We start from the raw sequence: 19,171 nt of genomic DNA on the forward strand, positions 1-19,171 counted from the left end.
TCTTAAATCGTTCATGCTTCATAGCTGAACCAGGCCAGAAGTATTCAGCAAGGCGTCAGTCGCCGGGAGCTTACGCTACCGAACAAGCAACTAGACTTCAGGAACTCCCGCCCTGTTCTTCCCAAAGGCTTGCCAGGTTACCATGGAGATGGGTTATCAGCTTGTTAGAACACCGTAGCGCTTGAACAAAGCCTCGAAGAAAGTCTTCACATTTGCCTTGGCTTCTGGCGCCTGCAGTTCCACAGCTCCAAAGCGAAAGACTTCATAGCCCGCAAGTTTGAGTTCGCGATCACCCCGGACCATCTGTGCATAGCGTTGCACATCGGCATTTCCTACGATGTCCGCGTAGTGGTGCTTTCCGTCCACTTCGATGACAACCCGAACCCCCTGCCGCAACAGCAGCAGGAAGTCCATGCGAAAGCGCAAAAGTGCATCCGGCCCCCGCTCCTTGACAGTAAGTGGATCCCAGTGAAGCCATACTTCCGGTATTAGTGCTGGCAAGTTCGGTACGGCACTGCGGAACCCCTCAAAGAAGGCCTCGAACAACAAGGTCTGTGGCGGAGAGTTGCGAGGCAAACTGGCTTTGAGACGCGCATACAGCGAGCGCTTGGCTTGCTCGGCATCAGCGATCTGCTCTGTATCACCCCACCACTGCTGCAGATCGCTCCAGCGCAGTCCATCATTACCAATGGGACGGTCATAGACGAGCACCTTATCGGCATTCGTGACGATCTCGACGTCATTATCCAGCGCATCGCGGAAACGTAGATCGGGCTTGTCGGGTGAGGCAAAGATAAGATTTTTCGGTCGGCCTTTGACTGTCACGTGCGATGAAACGATCGAGAAGACCGGGTAACCTCCCTCCAAATCAGTCTCACGCAACTCAACGCCGCAGTTGCGCAACGTCTCGTTAACGCACGCTACAAAGCGGCGTTGTGCTGCCTCGTCGGGCCGCACGTCGGCGGAAGCCAGCCCTTCAAGAAACAGCGCAAAGCGCCGATCGGAGGCATCATAGGCCCCCAATTGGTCGAACAGCGTTTCCACCGACCAGTCCTCTGGATTTTGGTGGACGTGCTGCTGAATGTCCGCGCGTAACCCAATGAGCTTGCCACTCATTACGTGAAGCCAGTCATCGGTATCTAATATCCACAACCGATCCAGAAGGTCATCGAACCTGCGAGCATCCCCATACAATTCCTCGCCATTGAGTCTTCGAGCGACCTCACGCCGATAACGCTTGGGGATCGACGGCCCCCCTCTGTCGCTCCAGAGAAGGTCCTGGATCTGATTGCGGGTCGCGGCAGCCGGTGGACGAAAATCCAACAGCTTGCATGCAATTGCAGGTAGATCGGTGTCGGCCACGGCCTCAATACTGGAGGCCATACAATCACGCTTGGTGCCGTTAGCAACAGGCGCGGGCAACCCCAATTCTTCGCAAAGCGTCGGCAGCGTAGAATGCGGGCCGACGTCCTTTAAGGCGATGATAAGCGGAGACAATAAAGAGCGAAGTTGCGTGTAGTCCATCGCTTACGATTCAAGCTAGAAGTGGCATGATGCACAGCAGAGCGTCGATCTGACCGAAGACATCCTGCTGCCACTGCTCCGGCGTACGATCACGTAGAGCGTACATGTCTTCGACGAGGCGTCTTACATAGGTTGGCCCGTAACAGCATACTGGTCAAGGTCGACCTTGAGCATGACCTTTGGCCTTGGCGGTATGAACCTCATTGAACTGGTTTGGGTTTCAATGTGAGTGATGGGGAGTGTATGCCTTCCTCGACGATAGGTTCTCCACCAGAGGAGAAGTGGCCCCCATTTTTCGGACAGGGCGGTAAGCTATCATCTGGCCTGAACGAGGACGGGTTTTATGGGCAAGGTTACGCGGAAACGGTATGCGGCGGAGTTCAAGTCACGGGTTGCCCTGGAGGCGATCCGTGGCGAACTGACGCTGGCGGAGTTGGCGTCGAAACATGGCGTGCATCAGACGATGATCGCCCAATGGAAGCGCCGGGCGATCGAAGGCATGGCAAGCCTTTTTTCTGGTAAGTCAGTAACGGAACCTTCAGTCAGCCCTGCTGATGTAGAGAAACTGCATGCCAAGATCGGCCAGTTGCTGGTGGAACGGGATTTTTTGCGGGATGCCTCTGCTCGGTTGGGCGTGATCAGAGGCGGCAGATGATTGACCCGAAGCGAGCGTGCCTGCCGATAATCCGGCAATGCACGCTGCTGCGACTCAACCGGTCGGGCGTTTACTATCGGCCTGTGCCACAGAGCGAGGCCAATCTGAAGCTGATGCGGTTGATCGACGCCCAGTTCCTGGAAACGCCGTATTATGGCTCACGGCAGATGACATGGCATCTGCGCCGCCTGGGACATGAAGTGGGCCGCAAGCGGGTCCGGCGGCTCATGGCGATCATGGGCCTGCGGGCGATCTACCAGAAGCCGCGCACGACCGTGCCCCATCCGGAACATCGGAAATATCCATATCTGCTACGGGATCTGGTCATCAATCGGCCTGACCAGGTCTGGTGTTCCGATATCACATATATTCCCATGAAACGGGGATTTCTCTATCTCGTGGCGATCATGGACTGGTTCACGCGCAAGGTCCTGTCCTGGCGTCTGTCGAACACGATGGACGTGGAGTTCTGTATCGAGGCGCTACAGGATGCCCTCATGCGCTATGGCGCCCCGGACATTTTCAATACTGACCAGGGGTCGCAATTTACGACACCCCGTTTCACCGGGATACTGGAAGAGCGTCAGATCCGCATCAGCATGGATGGGCGCGGTCGCTGGCTGGACAACGTGTTCATCGAGCGTCTGTGGCGGTCGCTGAAATATGAATGCGTCTACCTGCACGCGTTCGAGACCGGATCGGAGCTGAGGGCCGGGCTTGGCAGATGGATCGCCCATTATAACGAAAGGCGTCCGCATACGGCGCTGGCTGGACGTACGCCCGATGAGGCGTATTATGACGTGCCGACGCCATCTGGTCCGGGGTTAACCCCGGACCAGATGGCCAACAGCAACGCCGTCAGAAGGGCGGCATAACAACAACCAGGTATAGCTTATCAAGCCCGCAAAACTGTCCGAACGGACGGGTCCACCTCTAGTTTTGGGGGGATTTTTTGCCGGTCCGCTTACAGGCATTGCGAGAGGAAAACAGCGCGTCTGATATGTGCTGATAGACCACAAAACCGGTCTTTATGCCTCTCGGATTATAAAATTAATTATATAACTCTTTGCAAATTGGCGTTTTAATAATTGGCCGTTAGAATTGATTATTGACATGCTCTCTTCAATCGTGATTCTTGAATAAGATACAAAACCAAAAATCAGAGAGAGAATATGATAGTTCAAGATATTCTAGATCTTCTCGAAGATGGCTTAAAGAAATCTGCGAGCATAATTTTCGATTTTTCGGAAAACCCCTACAGCGAAATAAAGCCTGAGTATCTAAAGACCGTTAAAATAGCAGAAACATTTAAAGATAACATAAATAATTCTATCATTAGATTGGAAAAGAATACAAAAGAAATAATAGGGGCATCTTTGTTTCCTCCTAGACCTTCTGGGTTCTTGGCCTGCATTGCACGAAATGGAAGAGTAGATATAACAATTTCGTATGAAGACAATGGTTGGACGTGGCCAGTTATATTGATAGAAAACAAAATATATGTGAAGAATTTTCTCGGGATTGATGACGACGTAGTTAGATGCTTAGAGTTTATCGATACAAGTGTAAGAAATACTCAAATGTCGATCGAAGCTACATGCGTAACATTCTTAATCAAAATTGAGAAAGGAATCACACAGACTGACCATGACAGGTTATCTGATGCCATATATCAAGGGATTGTAAAATCTGCGGCTCTTTGTAAAACTTCGTATTCACCTTCTATTCGAATGCAAGATAAGAAGATAGTTTTACGCAGAGGAGGATATAAAACATTAGCTGAAGCGACTTTTGTAGGCGATAGTGGGGAATCTAATATTTCAGAAAACGGTGTTGACCCTTCTATTTACGGTTGTTTTATAGTTTTTGATATTGATGGAAGAGATTTATTTTTAAAGAAACTGTAATAAAAAATTTAATTAAATTTCATTTCTCTGTTGGTTCCAGCTTTTATTTATCGAAATCTGATACCTTTTCTTGAATTGGCTTTGCCGTCTCTATGTCGCCAATATAGGCCCCTTCCCGGGGCTACTTTAAATTCATTTAGCAGCCCCCAGTTAAGCGGAGAAAACAGAAGGTCAATTTTGCGGTCGACAACCACTATAAAGTGGTCATTTTACCCAGAAATGTCTTTGCCGTAATCTTAAGATGACACAGGCCAATGACTATGAAAAAGACAACCATTATAACACGATCGATCCATTATTGTACAGATATATATTAGAAAGAACTGGTCCTATACTACACAACATCCAGATTAATATATTATATAAAAAATCAAGAAACATATCATAAAAACAGTGTTATTTGAGAGACATTTTACTTATAGTCCGGTCGATTTCCGCATCTAGCCAACGATATCTATTCATTAGGGAGGCTTTTTCAGAACTATCTTCGGTTCTATGGTACATATATCTGACCCATTCGAATTCTTTAGAAATCTCTACAAGGTGGTTCGCATCAGCACTGTGAGGTTCAGCTCTCCAAACACTTACTCTCACTCTTTGCCCCTCTACTTCTGGGGTGGCTTTTTCATCTGGAACAAAAAGAATGCGCTGGTCACCTTCTTCTTTGGGAGTTGGATCTACAAGCTGACCGTCTGGCATACGCCAAATGCAATGATGCTCTGCTCTTGCATAATATCCGGGCCAGTCCCAAATGCACCATCCGTAAACCGGCGTTCCACCATGATCTTTAACGAGCTTGTCCACATTCCAAAAACACTCTGACACTTTTGCTGTAGGATGTGATTCTACGGGGATATATATGGCTTCTTGACCGTCAAGATCATTAATTAATGCTTTAACGTTCCGATAAAATGGTGCCTCTGGCGTTATTGGACAGCGAGAGGTCTTCCGTGGCTTATTAACGGGCATTCGAGATCCTCATATTTGATAAAATGCGTACTATGATCTTCGCGCCAGTAAGGCTTGTTGTCAATTAAGGCTCAAATCCTGTCGCATGTTCGTTTGATTGCTGCTGGTCTATAATGAAATTTCTTATCAGACATGCAAATTATAGAGGGAGGGGACAGAATGTCCGGTGATCGGATAGAAATAGTCAAGAACTGACAGTAGGCCGCGAAAGATCGTGATGCAGACGTCCGCGATGCGGAAACCTGTTTATAGGCACGTATGTCCGATATGAAGGCGAGAACGGAAGGGCGCTATTGGACCACAACCACGAAAAAGCGGACAATCACTAGGCCAGTCTGATTGTCAGTGTTCATGATTATGGTCTCCCTTATCCTAGATCACAATAACCACTTGTTTCGCTCACCGGTCGCTATAATAAAATAAATGAGTCTCTCATGCGGGTTAAACATCCATCATATATTTGTTTCTGTCTCGGGCCAAACGTATACAGCGCGCGAGAGGGCACCAGACAAGATATTATCTTCATCCAGAACTAAGTCAGGAAATTCTTTATTTGCTTTTGCATTTATAAAATTCGCAAATATATTGACATCCTCAATGATTTTTTTACTTCCTTCGAAACCTATTTTTTCGAGTTTCTCATATAGTGGGGCCTTGAATTGTAATTTATAGAAATTTTCTCGAGAGGTCCGGACTTTGGTTGCATTAAAATTATCTAGCGATAAATATGGCTTTCCGTGTGCCAAGTCGTCGCGCAAGATCTTTAACATATTTAGTGTTTTTTTAACCGGTTCAGGTATATCTTTGTATGCTAAGTTTAATTTTTCCAATACAAGCTTAATCTTTTTATTGGTTGGTTTTCGTTCGTATTTAGATAGCCATGCCTCTTGATACAATTGCACCCCAACAAAATTCACGAATGCTTCAACGGTAAACGCCGCGAACGTAAGAGCAGCCATCAGATCACTTATGGATCCATGCGGTTTTGCAGTGGCATTTTGTAATTGTCTTTGAACGACCCGCCAAAGGAGACGAAATGTATAAACTTCGCCTTCTCTAATGATGGTTGTGTCGTTATCAGTCACAGCTTATCGTCCCCAATTTCGTTCTCTCATTGATTCGCCATCACAAGATCATATTGCGAATGACCGCATTGAAGGCGCAAACAAACTTGAAACCATGAGGAGATTTACGTTGTCCTGGTTTCTGAAAGCGTCAGGATAGAAAGACTCTCTTGCAAGTCCTATCGATTTGGCCGGTGATCCAAGAGATAGCTTTGTGAATATAGTTGGGATCAGTATGTTGCGAAACACGGTCTCTATAAAATCTCCGTGTTTCATCCGAGCGTAAATCCACCGTGCCTCAGCCCATCCCTGATCCGGTCAACTTGCTTTTTCGCAATCCTTATTGATTCCTCAGCCAGCCGCCAAAGCGGCGTCAGACAGGTAGTGTCAATCAGGCGCTTCGGAAGAAACTGGCGGTTCCACGAACGTATGATCACTTCAAATGCCGCTTGATATGCAGAGGAAAAATCCCTTCGACCTTGCTCTAGTAAGCCAGATTCACGGCACATATCCACGTATGCGATGGGAAAAGCAGCCAAACTCGTATCGTCGGGCGCATGATGATAGCTAGCCAGAAGCAGATTGCAGAGTAGAGTGGCTATGCTCGCGCGATCAAGGGTTGTACTGGTCATCAAGCGAGCGAAACGACGCAGGCGATCATTAATCACCCAGCCCGAATTCCTGAGTTCACCAATGATGTCTCTATGGTTAAACTGCGTGAAATAGTAATTTGCGTCGATTAGAGATGCAATTACCTCAATATATTCAGCATGTGAAATATCCTTTGAAAACAGGCTTACCTGTTCAAACGGTTGCGTCCAACTGACCGCAGCTCCTGCCCCCTGCGCGATGATCCGAAAACCGAGATCGTCGGACAGCAGGGCGCGTTTGGGACCGAGCGATGCTATCAATGTGTCGTAATACGCAGGCTCCAGATCCTTGAGGAGATCGGCAATACCATCGGGCAGAAATTCATCAGTTTCTGCCGGAAGAAGCATCAACTTCTCCGTAAACGCAAGCGCCGCGGATGCTTCTTCTACTTGTCGCTTTATAGCTTCTTCGGTGAATTCGGCCATACGACAGTGCTCGCCGTCCCATCCTAAGACGCCCATCTTGCGGCCGCGTTGCGACTGGCGCTCCTTAAGAAGTTGGCGAAACAAGTCGATAGTTGCCTGCACTACAGCTAAGCGCGATCCTGACTTCAGAAGAGTTGCGCAAAGCCCAAGCCGAGTCCACGCATATATCGAAACTGGATCTACCAGGATGATGCCTCTGTCGGCAGCCTCGCGCCCAGTTTCGAACTCGCCCGAAATACCCAGAGCAGACTTCAGGCCCAGTTTAGAATTGACAGAGAGATGGTCCCATACGTCGAAGACGGATGAACCCGAGAACTTTGCCACCATCGGCAATGGCAGGATGTTATCGCGGTACATCGTTATAATCTCATTACCCTGAGCAGCTCGTCTACGAGCGACAGCGAATATCTCTTCAAATCTGTGATCACCTTTGCTGTCGTCGATAGAGAACGAACCGAAAGTGGCATTCCCGGGGAAAAGACGTGAAAAATCGCGTACCGTCCGCTGGAAGGCAAAAACATAGCGGCTTTGTATCTCCATGACCCGATAGGTCTGCGGCTCAAAGCCTAATTTCGGTATCTCGATTGTTTCTCCGACCTTCAATCCGACCATCTGTTTTGCAAACGGATCGTTGGGCGATATCTCATCGCGATCGATCACGGGATCGACTTCGGTCTCGATAAGACGGAGAATCCTCTCACCCGTAACTTCGTTTAGAAGCACTACGCCCGTCCCCGGCCCGACAGCAGAGGGCGGTGCCAGCGCAGCTTCATTTGGCTGGCCATTGAGGATAACTCCTACCGCAAAGGCCGTATGGACAGATGGTTGTCCATAGCCGCTACGCAGCGCTCGATAACCAATAGCCAGCGATTTAGGGTTCCCGGCATGGTATTGGCCAAGCACCCAAGCAAGAGTCATAAGTTCATCGGGACTACCATCGATGCTATCGGGCAGTTCCTCCAGCCAAGGCAAAGCTTCCTTGCTGCGCCCTAAGCGCATTAGCAGGTGAATCCAAGCCATGCGCACGCGCAGTGTGTCTTCTTGGATCAGAGCCTTTTCGACAAGTCTGAGAGCAGGCTTCAGAAGGCCTGCGCGTTGGTAGATGTTGATGCCGACGTAAAGATACTGCGACGCTGCCCTAAGATCCCCCGGGAGCGATTCGAACAGCTTGCGCGCCTCTGCTCGTCGATCGGCGAGGTAAAGTGCCTCGAGCCGCCTACGAAGCGCATAACTGTCAGATTGCCCATGAAGCGGTTCGTAGAGATCGGCAGCAAGCGAGTGCTGGCCAGCTGAATAAAGCATCTCGGCAGAGTGAACGCGCTCACGCAATGTTAACTCGTTATTAATAACTGTGCGTATGTCTTCGATGAAGCCTTTCCGAAGCTGACTCTTGGGCGGCAGCTCGTCAAACAATATCGAGCGAAGAATGAGGCCGTCAGGATGAGCTCGTGCTGCCGCTTCAATCTCTACCTCCCTGTCGGCACCCTCAAGAATCGCGATCTTTGCGCGTAGCGCCGCCATAAGTTGATCTCGTTCCGCATTCGACAGACTAGGCGGCTGTTTTGCCTCCAGGAGTTCACAGCCCCGGCGTGCAACGGCAACATCGCCAAGACCAATGGCGGCTTGGATCTGTATAAGCAGACTGTCGAACCCACGCTCGTCTTCGGGAACGGCATTAATGGCAGCCACAGCGCTCGCGTAATCTCCCTGCGAAAACGAATACTGCGCCGATCTATAAGCAAGTGGATCATAGTTCGAATTGCACTTGAGAGCTTGCTCAAGAATGATTTGGGCTTGCTCATCGCGACCCAATAGTCCGAGAAGGCTTATGAGATTCGCTGCGACATGCCTGCCTTGGCAACTGGAATCCCCAACAATAATCTTACCCCACGCTTTACCAAGAAGTTCAGCCGCTCGCGTGGCATCTGCGAGCTGCTTTTCTGTAAGCGCGCGACTCAATTCCAGACCTTCGACCGCAGAAAGAGGTTCCATCAACGCATCGGCGACCCCGGCTATTGCGCGCCAATCTTCCGGCGCGAGAGCGTATGCCTCTTCCGAGAGACGTCGATGAGCTTCGTGATCGCCGTGTCTAGCGGCATGCATAGCGAGATGTATCTTCACATTCACGTCGCCGACAAGCTCTGGAGGTAATCGCGCTTCAACTTCCGCGAGTGACATCTCTTCAGGAGCAGCACTGATGAGAATTCGAGCGGAACGCGTGGAAGCAGGGTCGTCTTTCAGTGCCTCGGTAGCAAGTAAAAAAGCAGCTTCGCGATCTTCCTCGTGAAGGAGTACAATTGCCTTAGTAGCCCGTGCATTCGGAAAGGTTGGATATGCGCTAAAGGCCTGTTGAAAAGAAACAATACCGGCGCTTTCGTTTCCCAGTGCAAATTGTGCGATGCCACGCGTTGCGAAGATGCGGTATCGGGCGAGCGGACTTGCGGTCTCACCTTCATCGGTAAGAAGGCGGTCAAGCGCCCGTAAAGCGGCACGAGGTGAACCATCATCGATAAGCTTACCGATATCAGAAGCACGTGTGGCAAGATCGTCTCCTTCGCCACGATCATCGCGAATGTTGGCAAGGAGACCGCTGTATCTTTGGAGCGTCTGAGTGATGCTTTGGAGCTGTAGCGTGTGGTCCTGCCGCGAACAATTCAGGTGCTCGAGTATGTCTACCGGAGCGAAATCGGGGAAGTATTTACGAACAAGTTCCGGATAATCCGCAATACGATGGCGCAAAGTGTCCCAGGCAGTGACTCTTACCTCGAAGAGACCTCTTGCCTTGTGCTCGGCGCTGATTTCCCTGGCTATCTTTTGGATAATGACGTCGTTCGGTGCCGTAGTGACAACTATGAACGTCTCTAGTGGAGGCTGGAACTTGAGCGCTTTGTCTACTTCCGCTCGCAATTCCTTCTCTGTAAGTTCGCCACCGTAGTCGGCATCCTTCCCTTTGCACTGAACACCGGTAAAAAGGTTCTCAACCCGATTGGTCCCGTAGACGTCGACACCAGCCTGCGCCTGCCCGGTTCTGCCATGAAGCTCTGCATCAGTCGTCCGCCAAATGCGGCTGAAAAGATCAAAGGTGAGGCTTTCGAACTCCTGCCACCTTTTAGGCGGCGGTAGTGGGCGAGAAAGGACGTCTGTCATATCGACAACCTTAGACGTTCTTGGTTTCATCGGGAAGGTTTAACAATCCGATCATCGAGACAGTAAAGTCGAGTGCGTTATAAATGAATAACGGTGTTCTACGGACCAGTTCTAAGCGTGCCGCGCCGACTATCATCTAAAATAAGCTGCGAGGAACAGAGCTATTTATAGCTGCTTTGCGGAAAATATTTTAGAAGCCCTCGCGTCCGACATGAGGGAGAGAGAGAGGCAAACCCTCTTTCGCCTTCATGGCTGTCATTCCCAAGAACGCAGGACTTCAACACGGACCAACAAACCATTCGGCAGAGGCCGCTGAAGCCGCAAAGCCTCGGCCACCGGGGCGTTCATCCATGCATCCAGTTCGTCCGGCCGCGTCAGAATGACGGGCATGGCCTTCGGATGGATCGCACCGACTTCCCGGTTCGCCTCGGTGGTCAAAAACCCGAACAGATCGTCCGTCGTCTCGCCATCCGCCAGTTTGCGCACCGAGGTCCATCGGCACCAGATCCCGGCAAAGAAAGCCAGCGGTTCTCCATCGCTGCGGGCAAACCACACAGGCCGTGATTTCCCGTCGGGCAGACGCTCCGGTTCCGAGAATGCCGTCAGCGGCACCAGACAACGATGCGCAACACCTTCCCAGCGCTTCCACCATGTCGAGGTCGGATTGCGGATATTGGTCACACCCCGATCCACCTTATGCCCCTTGAGATAACCGGGCGGTGTCGGCATGCCCCAGCGCGCCATGACCAGTTCACGTCCGTTCTCACCATTCCGCACGACCGGCGCCATCGTGTTCGGGTAAATCTCAGGCAATGGCTGAAGATTACCGGTGCGGTCCTCAAGAACTTTCGCAATCTCCCGGATCGCCTGCGGGTTCGAGGTCATGGAATAGAGATTGCACATCCACCTGCTCCCTTACGACCACATGCCGCGTAATCTGGCGGCCATATCGATCCGCACCGACTTCACCGCATCCTGCCTTTCCTGCTCTTCCGGCTTCACGACTGGCCATGACACGGCTTCGAACAAAGGCAGCATGTCCCGGTCGATGAAGCGTGTCCGCGAGGCATAGACATGCCGGTCGCCCCGGCTGTGCTGGCCATGCACGTAAAAACGCTGCGGCAGCATGATATCGAGACTGTCCTTCGCCCGCGTCATGGCCACATAGAGCAGCCGGCGTTCCTCCTCGATGTCATCCTGTTCTCCCGTGGCCAGATCAGATGGAATGCATCCGTCGACGGCGTTCATCACGAACACGTTCTTCCATTCCTGCCCCTTGGCGGAATGGATCGTCGAGAGGATCAGGTAATCCTCATCCAGCAACGGCACGCCGGCCTGATCGGACGTGGCATCCGGCGGGTCCAGCGTCAGTTCGGTCAGGAATTTTTCCCGTGAGGGATAACCGCCGGCGATCTGCTCCAGCTGCACCAGATCGGCCAGGCGGGTGGAGGCGTCCTCATGCAGCCGTTCCAGATACGGTTCATACCAGTAGCGTACAGCCGCGATCTCGCCGGGCCAGCCGACCTGATGGCCGCCAAGAGCGGTCAGCATATTCACAAACCCCGTCCAGGCCTCGCCGCTGCGCTGTGGCGCTTTGACATCCTTCAGCGCCTCGAAGGGATGGGCACTCTCACCCATCGTGTCCAGCACGCGCCGAGCTGAGGTCGGCCCCACGCCCGGCAGAAGCTGCAGGACCCGGAAGCCCGCGATGCGGTCGCGCGGGTTCTGCGCAAAACGCAGCAGAGCCAGCACGTCCTTCACATGCGCACTGTCGAGAAACTTCAGGCCGCCAAACTTCACGAACGGAATGTTGCGCCTTGTCAGTTCCACTTCCAGCGTGCCGCTATGGTGCGAGGCCCGGAACAGCACCGCCTGCTGCTTCATCGGCGTGCCGGCCTCACGCTCTTCCAGCACCCGATCCGCGATGTAATTGGCCTGGGCGGTATCGTCCCAGATTGTCACAAGCCTGGGGAGTTCGTCGGATTGTCGCTCAGTCCACAGATCCTTGGTGAACCGCTCGGCCGCCTCTCCGATCACCGCGTTGGCCGCATCCAGAATGGGTTTTGTCGAGCGGTAGTTCCGGTCCAGCGTCACGACGCAGGCCGGAGGATCGAAGGACGTCGGAAAATCGAGAATGTTACGCACGGTCGCGGCCCGGAAGGCGTAGATGCTCTGCGCGTCATCACCCACCACCGTCAGGCCTCGCCCGTCCGGTTTCATGCGCAGCAGGATATCCGCCTGCAGCCGGTTCGTGTCCTGATACTCGTCGACCAGCACATGATCCCATTTGCCGCCAATATCGGCCACCAGCACCGGGTCGCTGACCATCTGCACCCAGCACAGCAGCAGGTCGTCGTAATCCAACACGCCCTGTTCCTGCTTCGCCGTGACGTAGCCTGCAAAAAGCTGTTTCAACTGGGCTTCCCAGCCCGCGCACCACGGATAGTGCTTCAGCAACACGTCGGCGAGTGGCGCGCCGGAATTCACCACACGGGAATAGATGGCAAGGCACGTACCCTTGCCGGGAAACCGCTTCTCGGTTTTGGAAAATCCCAGATCGTGCCGGATCAGATTCATCAGATCGGCGGAATCCTCGCGGTCATGGATCGAGAAGGCCGGATCCATGCCGATCTGCTGCGCATACTCCCGCAGCAGCCGAGCACCGATGGAATGAAACGTCCCGGCCCAGGCCAGCGCATCGGCCAGTGGGCCGGCTTTGTCGCCGAGCACTGTTCTGCAGATGCGCTCCACCCGCCGCGTCATCTCGACACAGGCTCGCCGCGAGAAGGTCAGCAGCAGGATACGGCGCGGATCGGCGCCTGAGGCGATCAGATGCGCCACCCGGTGGGCCAGCGTGTTGGTCTTGCCCGATCCGGCACCGGCGATGACCAGCAGCGGGGATGAATCCGCGATGCCTGCCGAGACTCCGGTCCCGTGCGTGACGGCCTGTCGCTGCGCGTCATTCAGACGGGACAGATAATCGTCGCTGTTCGGGATGGGAGAAGTCTCTGAATTCAATTCCTTAAGGTACCTTCACCAATAATTCCGGGTGGTTATGCGCCCTGCATCATGCCTGACGCGGTGCGAATTTGCATTGACTTCCATCGCTGCATCGGAACAAATCACGAACATATAATCATGAAATGCACTTGCACAAGGGACGCCAGACCGTGAAATGACCGCTGAAACCCACAAAAAACCCGGCATCGAGACGCTGCGGGCTGCGATCAGTCGTCTCGAAGGGCATAGCGACCGACGCCGCAAAATGCTGCCATTTGGCGTGCGCGAGATCGATGCGCGTCTGCCCGGTGGTGGTCTGGCGCTGGGTGCGCTGCATGAGGTGGCAGGAGGCGGCAACGATGCCCTGCACAGTGCGGCGGCCGGACAGTTCTGCGCCGGGATTGCGGCCCGCACGCGTGGCAAGGTGCTGTGGATCGTTACCCGCCAGGATGTATTTGCCCCTTCCCTGAAACAGGTCGGTCTGTCGGCACGCCGCACGATCTATGTCGAGGCAGGCTCGGACGTCGATGTGCTGGCCTGTTTCGAGGAGGGGCTGCGGCATGGCGGCCTTGGGGCTGTGGTCGCCGAGGTAGCCCGCCTCTCCATGACCGCCTCACGCCGCCTGCAACTGGCGGCCGAAACATCCGGCTCTCTTGGCATCGCCATCCGACGCTGGCGGCGGCAGACGGATGCGGCGGATTTTGGCCAGCCCACGGCTTCCGTCACACGCTGGCGGGTCTCCGTCCTGCCATCCGTCCCGCTGCCGGTTCCCGGCGTCGGAAGACCGCGCTGGTTGCTGGAACTGATCCGCGCCCGTGCAGGCGAATGTGTCGATTTTGAAGTGGAGGCCTGTGATGGCAAGGGTCGTCTCTCTTTACCTGCCGCTCTGGCCGACGGATCGGATCAGGAAGCGGCTGGGCAAAGACGCGCCCGCGCCTGAGGCGCCACTGGCGCTGGCCGGGCGTGAAGGACGGCGTCGGGTTGTCCTGTCGGTCGATCTCGCCGCCCGCAGGCTGGGTCTGCGTCCCGGCACTCCGGTCGCCAAGGCCCAGGCGCTGTATCCTGATCTGCTGCTGATGGACGCCGATCCCGAGGGCGACCGGCTGGGGCTGGAAAAGCTGGCCCTGTGGTTCCAGCACCGTATCGCGCCCATCGTGGCCGTCGATGCGCCGGATGGGCTGGTTCTGGATACGACCGGGGCGGATCATCTGCATGGCGGTGAACTTCCCATGCTCAAGGACATGGTTCATCGCATGGCGGGCGCCGGCTTTCGGGCAAAAGCTGTGGTGGCTGACACGTGGGGAGCCGCGCACGCCATCGCCCGCTATGGTCGGGCGCCGATTGCCGTTGTGCCCTCAGGGGGAACGGCCTCTGCTCTGGCCGACCTTCCGGTTGAAGCGCTGCGCCTGCCGGACACCATCATCGACGGACTGGCTACGCTGGGGGTATCCCGTATCGGACCACTTGCCGCCATGCCCCGCGCGCCGCTGGCGCTGCGGTTCGGGCCGGATGTGGCCCGCAGGCTGGATCAGGCCTTCGGGCGCATTGGTGAAGCCATCGTGCCAGTCCGCCCGGTCGATCCGGTCGAGGTCAGCCGTAATTTTGCCGAGCCGATCGGGGCAGCCGAGACCATTGCGCGCTATATCGGCAGGCTGGTGCCACTGCTCTGCCAGGGCCTGGACGAACGCGGACAGGGCGTGCGCCGTCTTGATTTGCTGCTGCATCGGGTGGACAGCCGCACCGAGGCCGTCCGTGTAGCCACGGCCATGCCAGTGCGGGACATAAAACGCCTGACCCGGCTGCTGTGCGAGAAGATCGAGACCATTGATCCGGGGTTCGGCATCGAACGTATGGTGCTCATTGCCTCTCTGGCAGAACCAATGGACCGGCGGCAGACCGTCTCGTCCCTGATTGCCGAGGAAGAGGCTGATGTGTCCGATCTGGTCGACACATTGGCCAACCGTGTCGGCATGCAGGCGCTCTATCGCTTTGCCCCGGTGGAAAGCGACCTACCCGAACGCTCCTTCTGCCGCGTGCCCGCGCTGGCGCCCGAGGAGACGAAGGACTGGCCGGAGCACTGGCCACGTCCGACACGCCTGCTGGCGCGGCCCGAGCCGGTGCAGGCCATGGCGGAACTGCCGGACCAGCCGCCGCTGTTCTTCATTTGGCGGGGCGTGCGGCGGAAGGTGAAATGCGCCGACGGGCCGGAGCGTGTTTTTGGCGAATGGTGGAAGAATGACGCGGAACTGACCATCGCCCGCGATTACTTCCGGATAGAGGATACCAGCGGCGAGCGTTTCTGGCTCTACCGGGCGGGTGATGGCGAGCATGGCGAGACCGGCTCGCAAGGCTGGTTCCTGCATGGGATCTTCGGATGAACACCTCGGCACCACGCTACGCCGAACTGCAGGTGACGACGTATTTCTCGTTCCTGCGTGGAGCCTCCTCGCCGATCGAACTGTTCGAACAGGCAAAAGCTCTTAGCATCGAAGCACTGGGCATCTGTGACCGCAATTCTCTGGCCGGGATGGTGCAGGCGCATGTCGCGGCAAAAGAGGTCGGGCTCCGCCTGGTCATCGGCTGTCGCCTCGACCTGGCCGATTTCCCGCCGGTACTGGTCTATCCGACCGACCGCGTGGCCTACGGTCGACTGTGCCGACTGCTGAGCCTTGGCAAGGCACGAGCCGGCAAAGGGAAATGCCATCTGCTCTGGGAAGACTTGATCGCCTGGGGTGCGGGTCTGATCGTCGTCATGATCCCGAACACGGCGGATGATGCCTGCGCCCTGCATCTTCGCAAACTGAAAGAGGCTTTTGCCGATCGCGCCTACATGGCGCTCACCCTGCTGCGCCGTCCCAATGACCAGATGCGTCTCTACGAACTGGCGAACCTGGCGCATCAGGCCCGCATGCCGACCGTCGTGACCAACGACGCGTTGTTCCACACCCATGACCGGCGCATCCTGCAGGATGTCGTCACCTGCATCCGGCACAACACCACCATCGACGAGGCCGGGTTTGTCCGCGAACGTCATGCCGACCGCTATCTCAAGCCGCCACAGGAAATAGCCCGACTGTTCGTGCGCTATCCCGAAGCGGTGGCCCGCACCATGGACATTGCGGAGCGCTGCCGCTTCTCGCTCGACGATCTGGCCTATCAGTATCCTGATGAAGTCTCCGTGCCCGGCCAGACACCGCAGCAGGCGCTGGAGGCGCTGACCTGGGAGGGTGCCCGTTCCGTCTATCCGGATGGCTTACCGGATGACGTGGCGGAAACGCTCCGCCATGAACTCGGCCTGATCGGGCGGATGAACTACGCACCGTATTTCCTGACCGTGAACAGTATCGTCCGCTATGCCCGTTCTCAGGACATTCTCTGCCAGGGCCGTGGCTCGGCTGCTAATTCCGCTGTTTGCTATGTGCTCGGCATCACCGCCATCGATCCGGCCCGCAACTCGTTGCTGTTCGAACGCTTCGTCTCCGAAGAACGGGGCGAGCCACCGGATATCGACGTGGACTTCGAACATGCACGGCGTGAGCAGGTCATCCAGTGGGTCTATGACCATTACGGGCGTGACCGCGCGGCGCTGACGGCGGTGGTGATCCGTTATCGCGCTAAGGGAGCGCTGCGTGACGTCGGCAAGGTCATGGGGCTGCCGGAAGACCTGATACGCAGCCTATCGGGACAGATCTGGGGCTGGGGGCGCAAACTGGATGATGAGGCCCTGAATGAGACGGGTATTGATCTGTCCGACCGGCGCATCCGTCTGACCCTTGATCTGGCCCGTTGCCTGATCGGGACGCCTCGTCATCTGTCACAACATCCCGGCGGTTTTGTGCTGACGCATGACCGGCTGGATGAACTGGTGCCCATCGAACCAGCATCTATGGAAGCCCGCCAGATCATTGAATGGGACAAGGATGATATCGACGTTCTGAAATTCATGAAGGTCGATATCCTGGCGCTCGGCATGCTGACCTGCATGAAAAAGGGGCTGGATCTGCTGGCGGAACATAAGGGCCAGCACTTCACGCTCCAGACCCTCCCGGCCGAAGATCCACGCACCTACGCCATGATCCGCAAGGCCGACACGATCGGCGTGTTTCAGATCGAAAGTCGGGCCCAGATGTCCATGCTGCCACGGCTCAAGCCACGCGTGTTCTACGATCTCGTCATTGAGGTCGCGATCGTCCGCCCCGGCCCCATTCAGGGGGACATGGTGCATCCCTATCTCCGAAGGCGCGAAGGGATCGAGCCGGAAAACTATCCGACACCTGAACTGGAAAAGGTTCTGAAAAAGACGCTCGGGATCCCGTTGTTTCAGGAACAAGCGATGCAGGTCGCCATGATCTGCGCGGGGTTTACCGCCGCCGAGGCCGATCAGTTACGTCGGGCCATGGCGACCTTCAAGAATACTGGGACCGTCTCGCAGTTTCAGACACGCCTGATCAATGGCATGCGCGCCAACGGGTATGATGAGGAATTCGCTCAGAGGATCTACCAGCAACTGGAGGGCTTCGGTTCTTACGGATTTCCCGAGAGCCACGCGGCCAGTTTCGCCATTCTGGCCTATTCATCGTCGTGGATGAAATGCACCCATCCCGATGTGTTTCTGGCATCACTCCTGAACAGCCAGCCGATGGGGTTCTATGCGCCGGCGCAGCTTGTCCGTGATGCGCGTGAGCACGGCGTGGAGGTCCGGTCTGTGTGTGTGAATACCTCACGCTGGGACAGCACGCTGGAAGGACCGGAAAGCTACAATGGCCGATTTGCCGTGCGGCTGGGCATGAGTCTGGTCAAGGGACTAGCCAATGACGATACGGCCCGGATTGTTGCCGCGCGAGCCTCGCGCCCGTTTACCTCGATCGATGACCTGTGGCGTCGGGCCGGTGTGAAGGCGGCAGCTCTGACCCATCTGGCCGAAGCGGATGCGTTCCGGCCTTCGCTCGGGCTGGCACGGCGCGAGGCTCTCTGGGCGATCAAGGCTCTGCGCGATGAACCATTGCCCCTGTTTGCGGCAGCCCAGGTAACGCGGGAAGCTGAAGAACCGGATGTGCTGCTGCAACCCATGCGCGACGGGGCCGAGGTGGTGCGGGATTACAACCGGCTTGGCCTTACCCTGCGGGATCATCCCCTGACCTTCCTAAGCAAGGATCTTCAGGCCAGGGACATCATGTCCTGTCGGCAGGCGCTGGCGGCAAAGGATGGGAAGCGTCTCACCGTGGCGGGGCTGGTGCTGGTCCGGCAGCGACCGGGCTCCGCCGAAGGCGTGGTGTTCATGACCCTGGAGGACGAGACGGCCAACATGAACGTCATCATCTGGCCGGATCTATTCGATGCGAACCGGCGCGTGGTACTGGGCGGGCAGATGCTGGCGGTGACAGGCATGCTCCAGAAGGAAGGTGACGTCGTGCATCTGGTCGCGAAGGAGATCACCGACCTTTCCGGGCTGCTCGCGGACGTCGGTAATCGCTCCTCTACGGAGAGCCCCCATGCCAACGCTTCCACCGGCGAGCGTATCGTCGTCAGATCGCGCGATTTCCACTGAGCAACGAGGCTAGGGACAGACATCACGCAATCGTGAAGCACCCCGATTCCAGCCCAACCTACGCTGGAGTTTCACTCCCATCTGCATCCTATACGCATCCTGCAGGGAATTTTAGGCAACAAAAAACCCGCCTGATTGAGGCGGGTTTATCGTGTCCTATCAAGGACTTACGTTTGGTTGCGGGGATAGGATTTGAACCTATGACCTTCAGGTTATGAGCCTGACGAGCTACCGGGCTGCTCCACCCCGCGATTGTAGGGGAGACTGGAAGACCTGGCGGC

At 55.3% G+C, this 19,171-nt stretch carries 11 protein-coding genes and 1 tRNA gene; 5 read left to right on the top strand and 7 right to left on the bottom strand.

Annotated features, from left to right (window positions below):
* Positions 1 to 156 precede the first annotated feature (156 nt).
* Positions 157 to 1,524: an AbiJ-related protein gene (locus tag DV027_RS15320; RefSeq protein ID WP_130732795.1), complete on the bottom strand. Its 1,368-nt coding sequence runs from the start codon at positions 1,522 to 1,524 to the stop codon at positions 157 to 159.
* A 343-nt stretch (positions 1,525 to 1,867) separates the two neighbouring features.
* Here DV027_RS15320 and DV027_RS15325 point away from each other — a divergent pair.
* Positions 1,868 to 3,054 (top strand): IS3 family transposase gene (locus DV027_RS15325; protein WP_130732796.1). Its coding sequence is split into 2 segments (ribosomal slippage): positions 1,868 to 2,138 and positions 2,138 to 3,054, totalling 1,188 coding nucleotides; the frame shifts between segments, so codons are not numbered across the junction.
* 297 nt (positions 3,055 to 3,351) lie between these two features.
* Positions 3,352 to 4,086, top strand: a complete 735-nt coding sequence (locus DV027_RS15330) for a hypothetical protein (RefSeq protein WP_130732797.1) — start codon at positions 3,352 to 3,354, stop codon at positions 4,084 to 4,086.
* Positions 4,087 to 4,482: 396 nt separating this feature from the next.
* Here the strand turns inward: DV027_RS15330 and DV027_RS15335 are convergent, their stop codons facing one another.
* The 5 genes from DV027_RS15335 to DV027_RS15355 all read right to left on the bottom strand — a co-directional run bounded on the left by DV027_RS15335 (position 4,483) and on the right by DV027_RS15355 (position 13,360).
* Positions 4,483 to 5,055, bottom strand: coding sequence for a hypothetical protein (locus DV027_RS15335; RefSeq protein ID WP_130732798.1), 573 nt, complete (start codon positions 5,053 to 5,055; stop codon positions 4,483 to 4,485).
* 452 nt (positions 5,056 to 5,507) lie between these two features.
* Positions 5,508 to 6,140 (bottom strand): hypothetical protein, encoded by a 633-nt coding sequence (locus tag DV027_RS15340; RefSeq protein ID WP_130732799.1) that lies wholly within the window; start codon positions 6,138 to 6,140, stop codon positions 5,508 to 5,510.
* Positions 6,141 to 6,391: 251 nt separating this feature from the next.
* On the bottom strand, positions 6,392 to 10,342 hold the full coding sequence (locus DV027_RS15345) for a PIN domain-containing protein (RefSeq protein ID WP_165399219.1): 3,951 nt from the start codon (positions 10,340 to 10,342) through the stop codon (positions 6,392 to 6,394).
* Between the two features lie 255 nt (positions 10,343 to 10,597).
* Positions 10,598 to 11,245 carry an SOS response-associated peptidase gene (locus DV027_RS15350; RefSeq protein ID WP_130732801.1) on the bottom strand — a complete coding sequence of 216 codons (648 nt, stop codon included), beginning with the start codon at positions 11,243 to 11,245 and terminating at the stop codon, positions 10,598 to 10,600.
* Between the two features lie 12 nt (positions 11,246 to 11,257).
* Positions 11,258 to 13,360: an ATP-dependent helicase gene (locus tag DV027_RS15355; protein ID WP_130732802.1), complete on the bottom strand. Its 2,103-nt coding sequence runs from the start codon at positions 13,358 to 13,360 to the stop codon at positions 11,258 to 11,260.
* Positions 13,361 to 13,517: 157 nt separating this feature from the next.
* Here DV027_RS15355 and DV027_RS15360 point away from each other — a divergent pair, with 157 nt between their 5' ends.
* From DV027_RS15360 to DV027_RS15370, 3 genes are read left to right on the top strand one after another with little or no spacing between them, the layout of a single operon-like run.
* On the top strand, positions 13,518 to 14,282 hold the full coding sequence (locus tag DV027_RS15360; RefSeq protein ID WP_130732803.1) for an ImuA family protein: 765 nt from the start codon (positions 13,518 to 13,520) through the stop codon (positions 14,280 to 14,282).
* Positions 14,197 to 15,720 carry a Y-family DNA polymerase gene (locus DV027_RS15365; protein WP_165399220.1) on the top strand — a complete coding sequence of 508 codons (1,524 nt, stop codon included), beginning with the start codon at positions 14,197 to 14,199 and terminating at the stop codon, positions 15,718 to 15,720. Before DV027_RS15360 ends, DV027_RS15365 begins: the two co-directional genes overlap by 86 nt.
* Positions 15,717 to 18,890, top strand: coding sequence for an error-prone DNA polymerase (locus DV027_RS15370; protein ID WP_130732804.1), 3,174 nt, complete (start codon positions 15,717 to 15,719; stop codon positions 18,888 to 18,890). Before DV027_RS15365 ends, DV027_RS15370 begins: the two co-directional genes overlap by 4 nt.
* 174 nt (positions 18,891 to 19,064) lie before the next feature.
* On the opposite strand, the gene DV027_RS15375 is transcribed toward DV027_RS15370, so the two are convergent.
* A tRNA-Met gene (locus DV027_RS15375) sits at positions 19,065 to 19,141 on the bottom strand.
* Positions 19,142 to 19,171: the final 30 nt, after the last annotated feature.

Origin of the sequence: Komagataeibacter xylinus (assembly GCF_004302915.1) — a bacterium.
In the GTDB taxonomy this organism is placed as follows: domain Bacteria; phylum Pseudomonadota; class Alphaproteobacteria; order Acetobacterales; family Acetobacteraceae; genus Komagataeibacter; species Komagataeibacter xylinus_C.

What these genes read in the sequence shown, in the direction of transcription:
- DV027_RS15320 (WP_130732795.1), bottom strand. Translation starts at nt 1,524, where the DNA reads ATGGACTACACGCAACTTCGCTCTTTATTGTCTCCGCTTATCATCGCC.
- DV027_RS15330 (WP_130732797.1), top strand. Translation starts at nt 3,352, where the DNA reads ATGATAGTTCAAGATATTCTAGATCTTCTCGAAGATGGCTTAAAGAAA.
- DV027_RS15335 (WP_130732798.1), bottom strand. Translation starts at nt 5,055, where the DNA reads ATGCCCGTTAATAAGCCACGGAAGACCTCTCGCTGTCCAATAACGCCA.
- DV027_RS15345 (WP_165399219.1), bottom strand. Translation starts at nt 10,342, where the DNA reads ATGACAGACGTCCTTTCTCGCCCACTACCGCCGCCTAAAAGGTGGCAG.
- DV027_RS15350 (WP_130732801.1), bottom strand. Translation starts at nt 11,245, where the DNA reads ATGTGCAATCTCTATTCCATGACCTCGAACCCGCAGGCGATCCGGGAG.
- DV027_RS15360 (WP_130732803.1), top strand. Translation starts at nt 13,518, where the DNA reads ATGACCGCTGAAACCCACAAAAAACCCGGCATCGAGACGCTGCGGGCT.
- DV027_RS15365 (WP_165399220.1), top strand. Translation starts at nt 14,197, where the DNA reads ATGGCAAGGGTCGTCTCTCTTTACCTGCCGCTCTGGCCGACGGATCGG.
- DV027_RS15370 (WP_130732804.1), top strand. Translation starts at nt 15,717, where the DNA reads ATGAACACCTCGGCACCACGCTACGCCGAACTGCAGGTGACGACGTAT.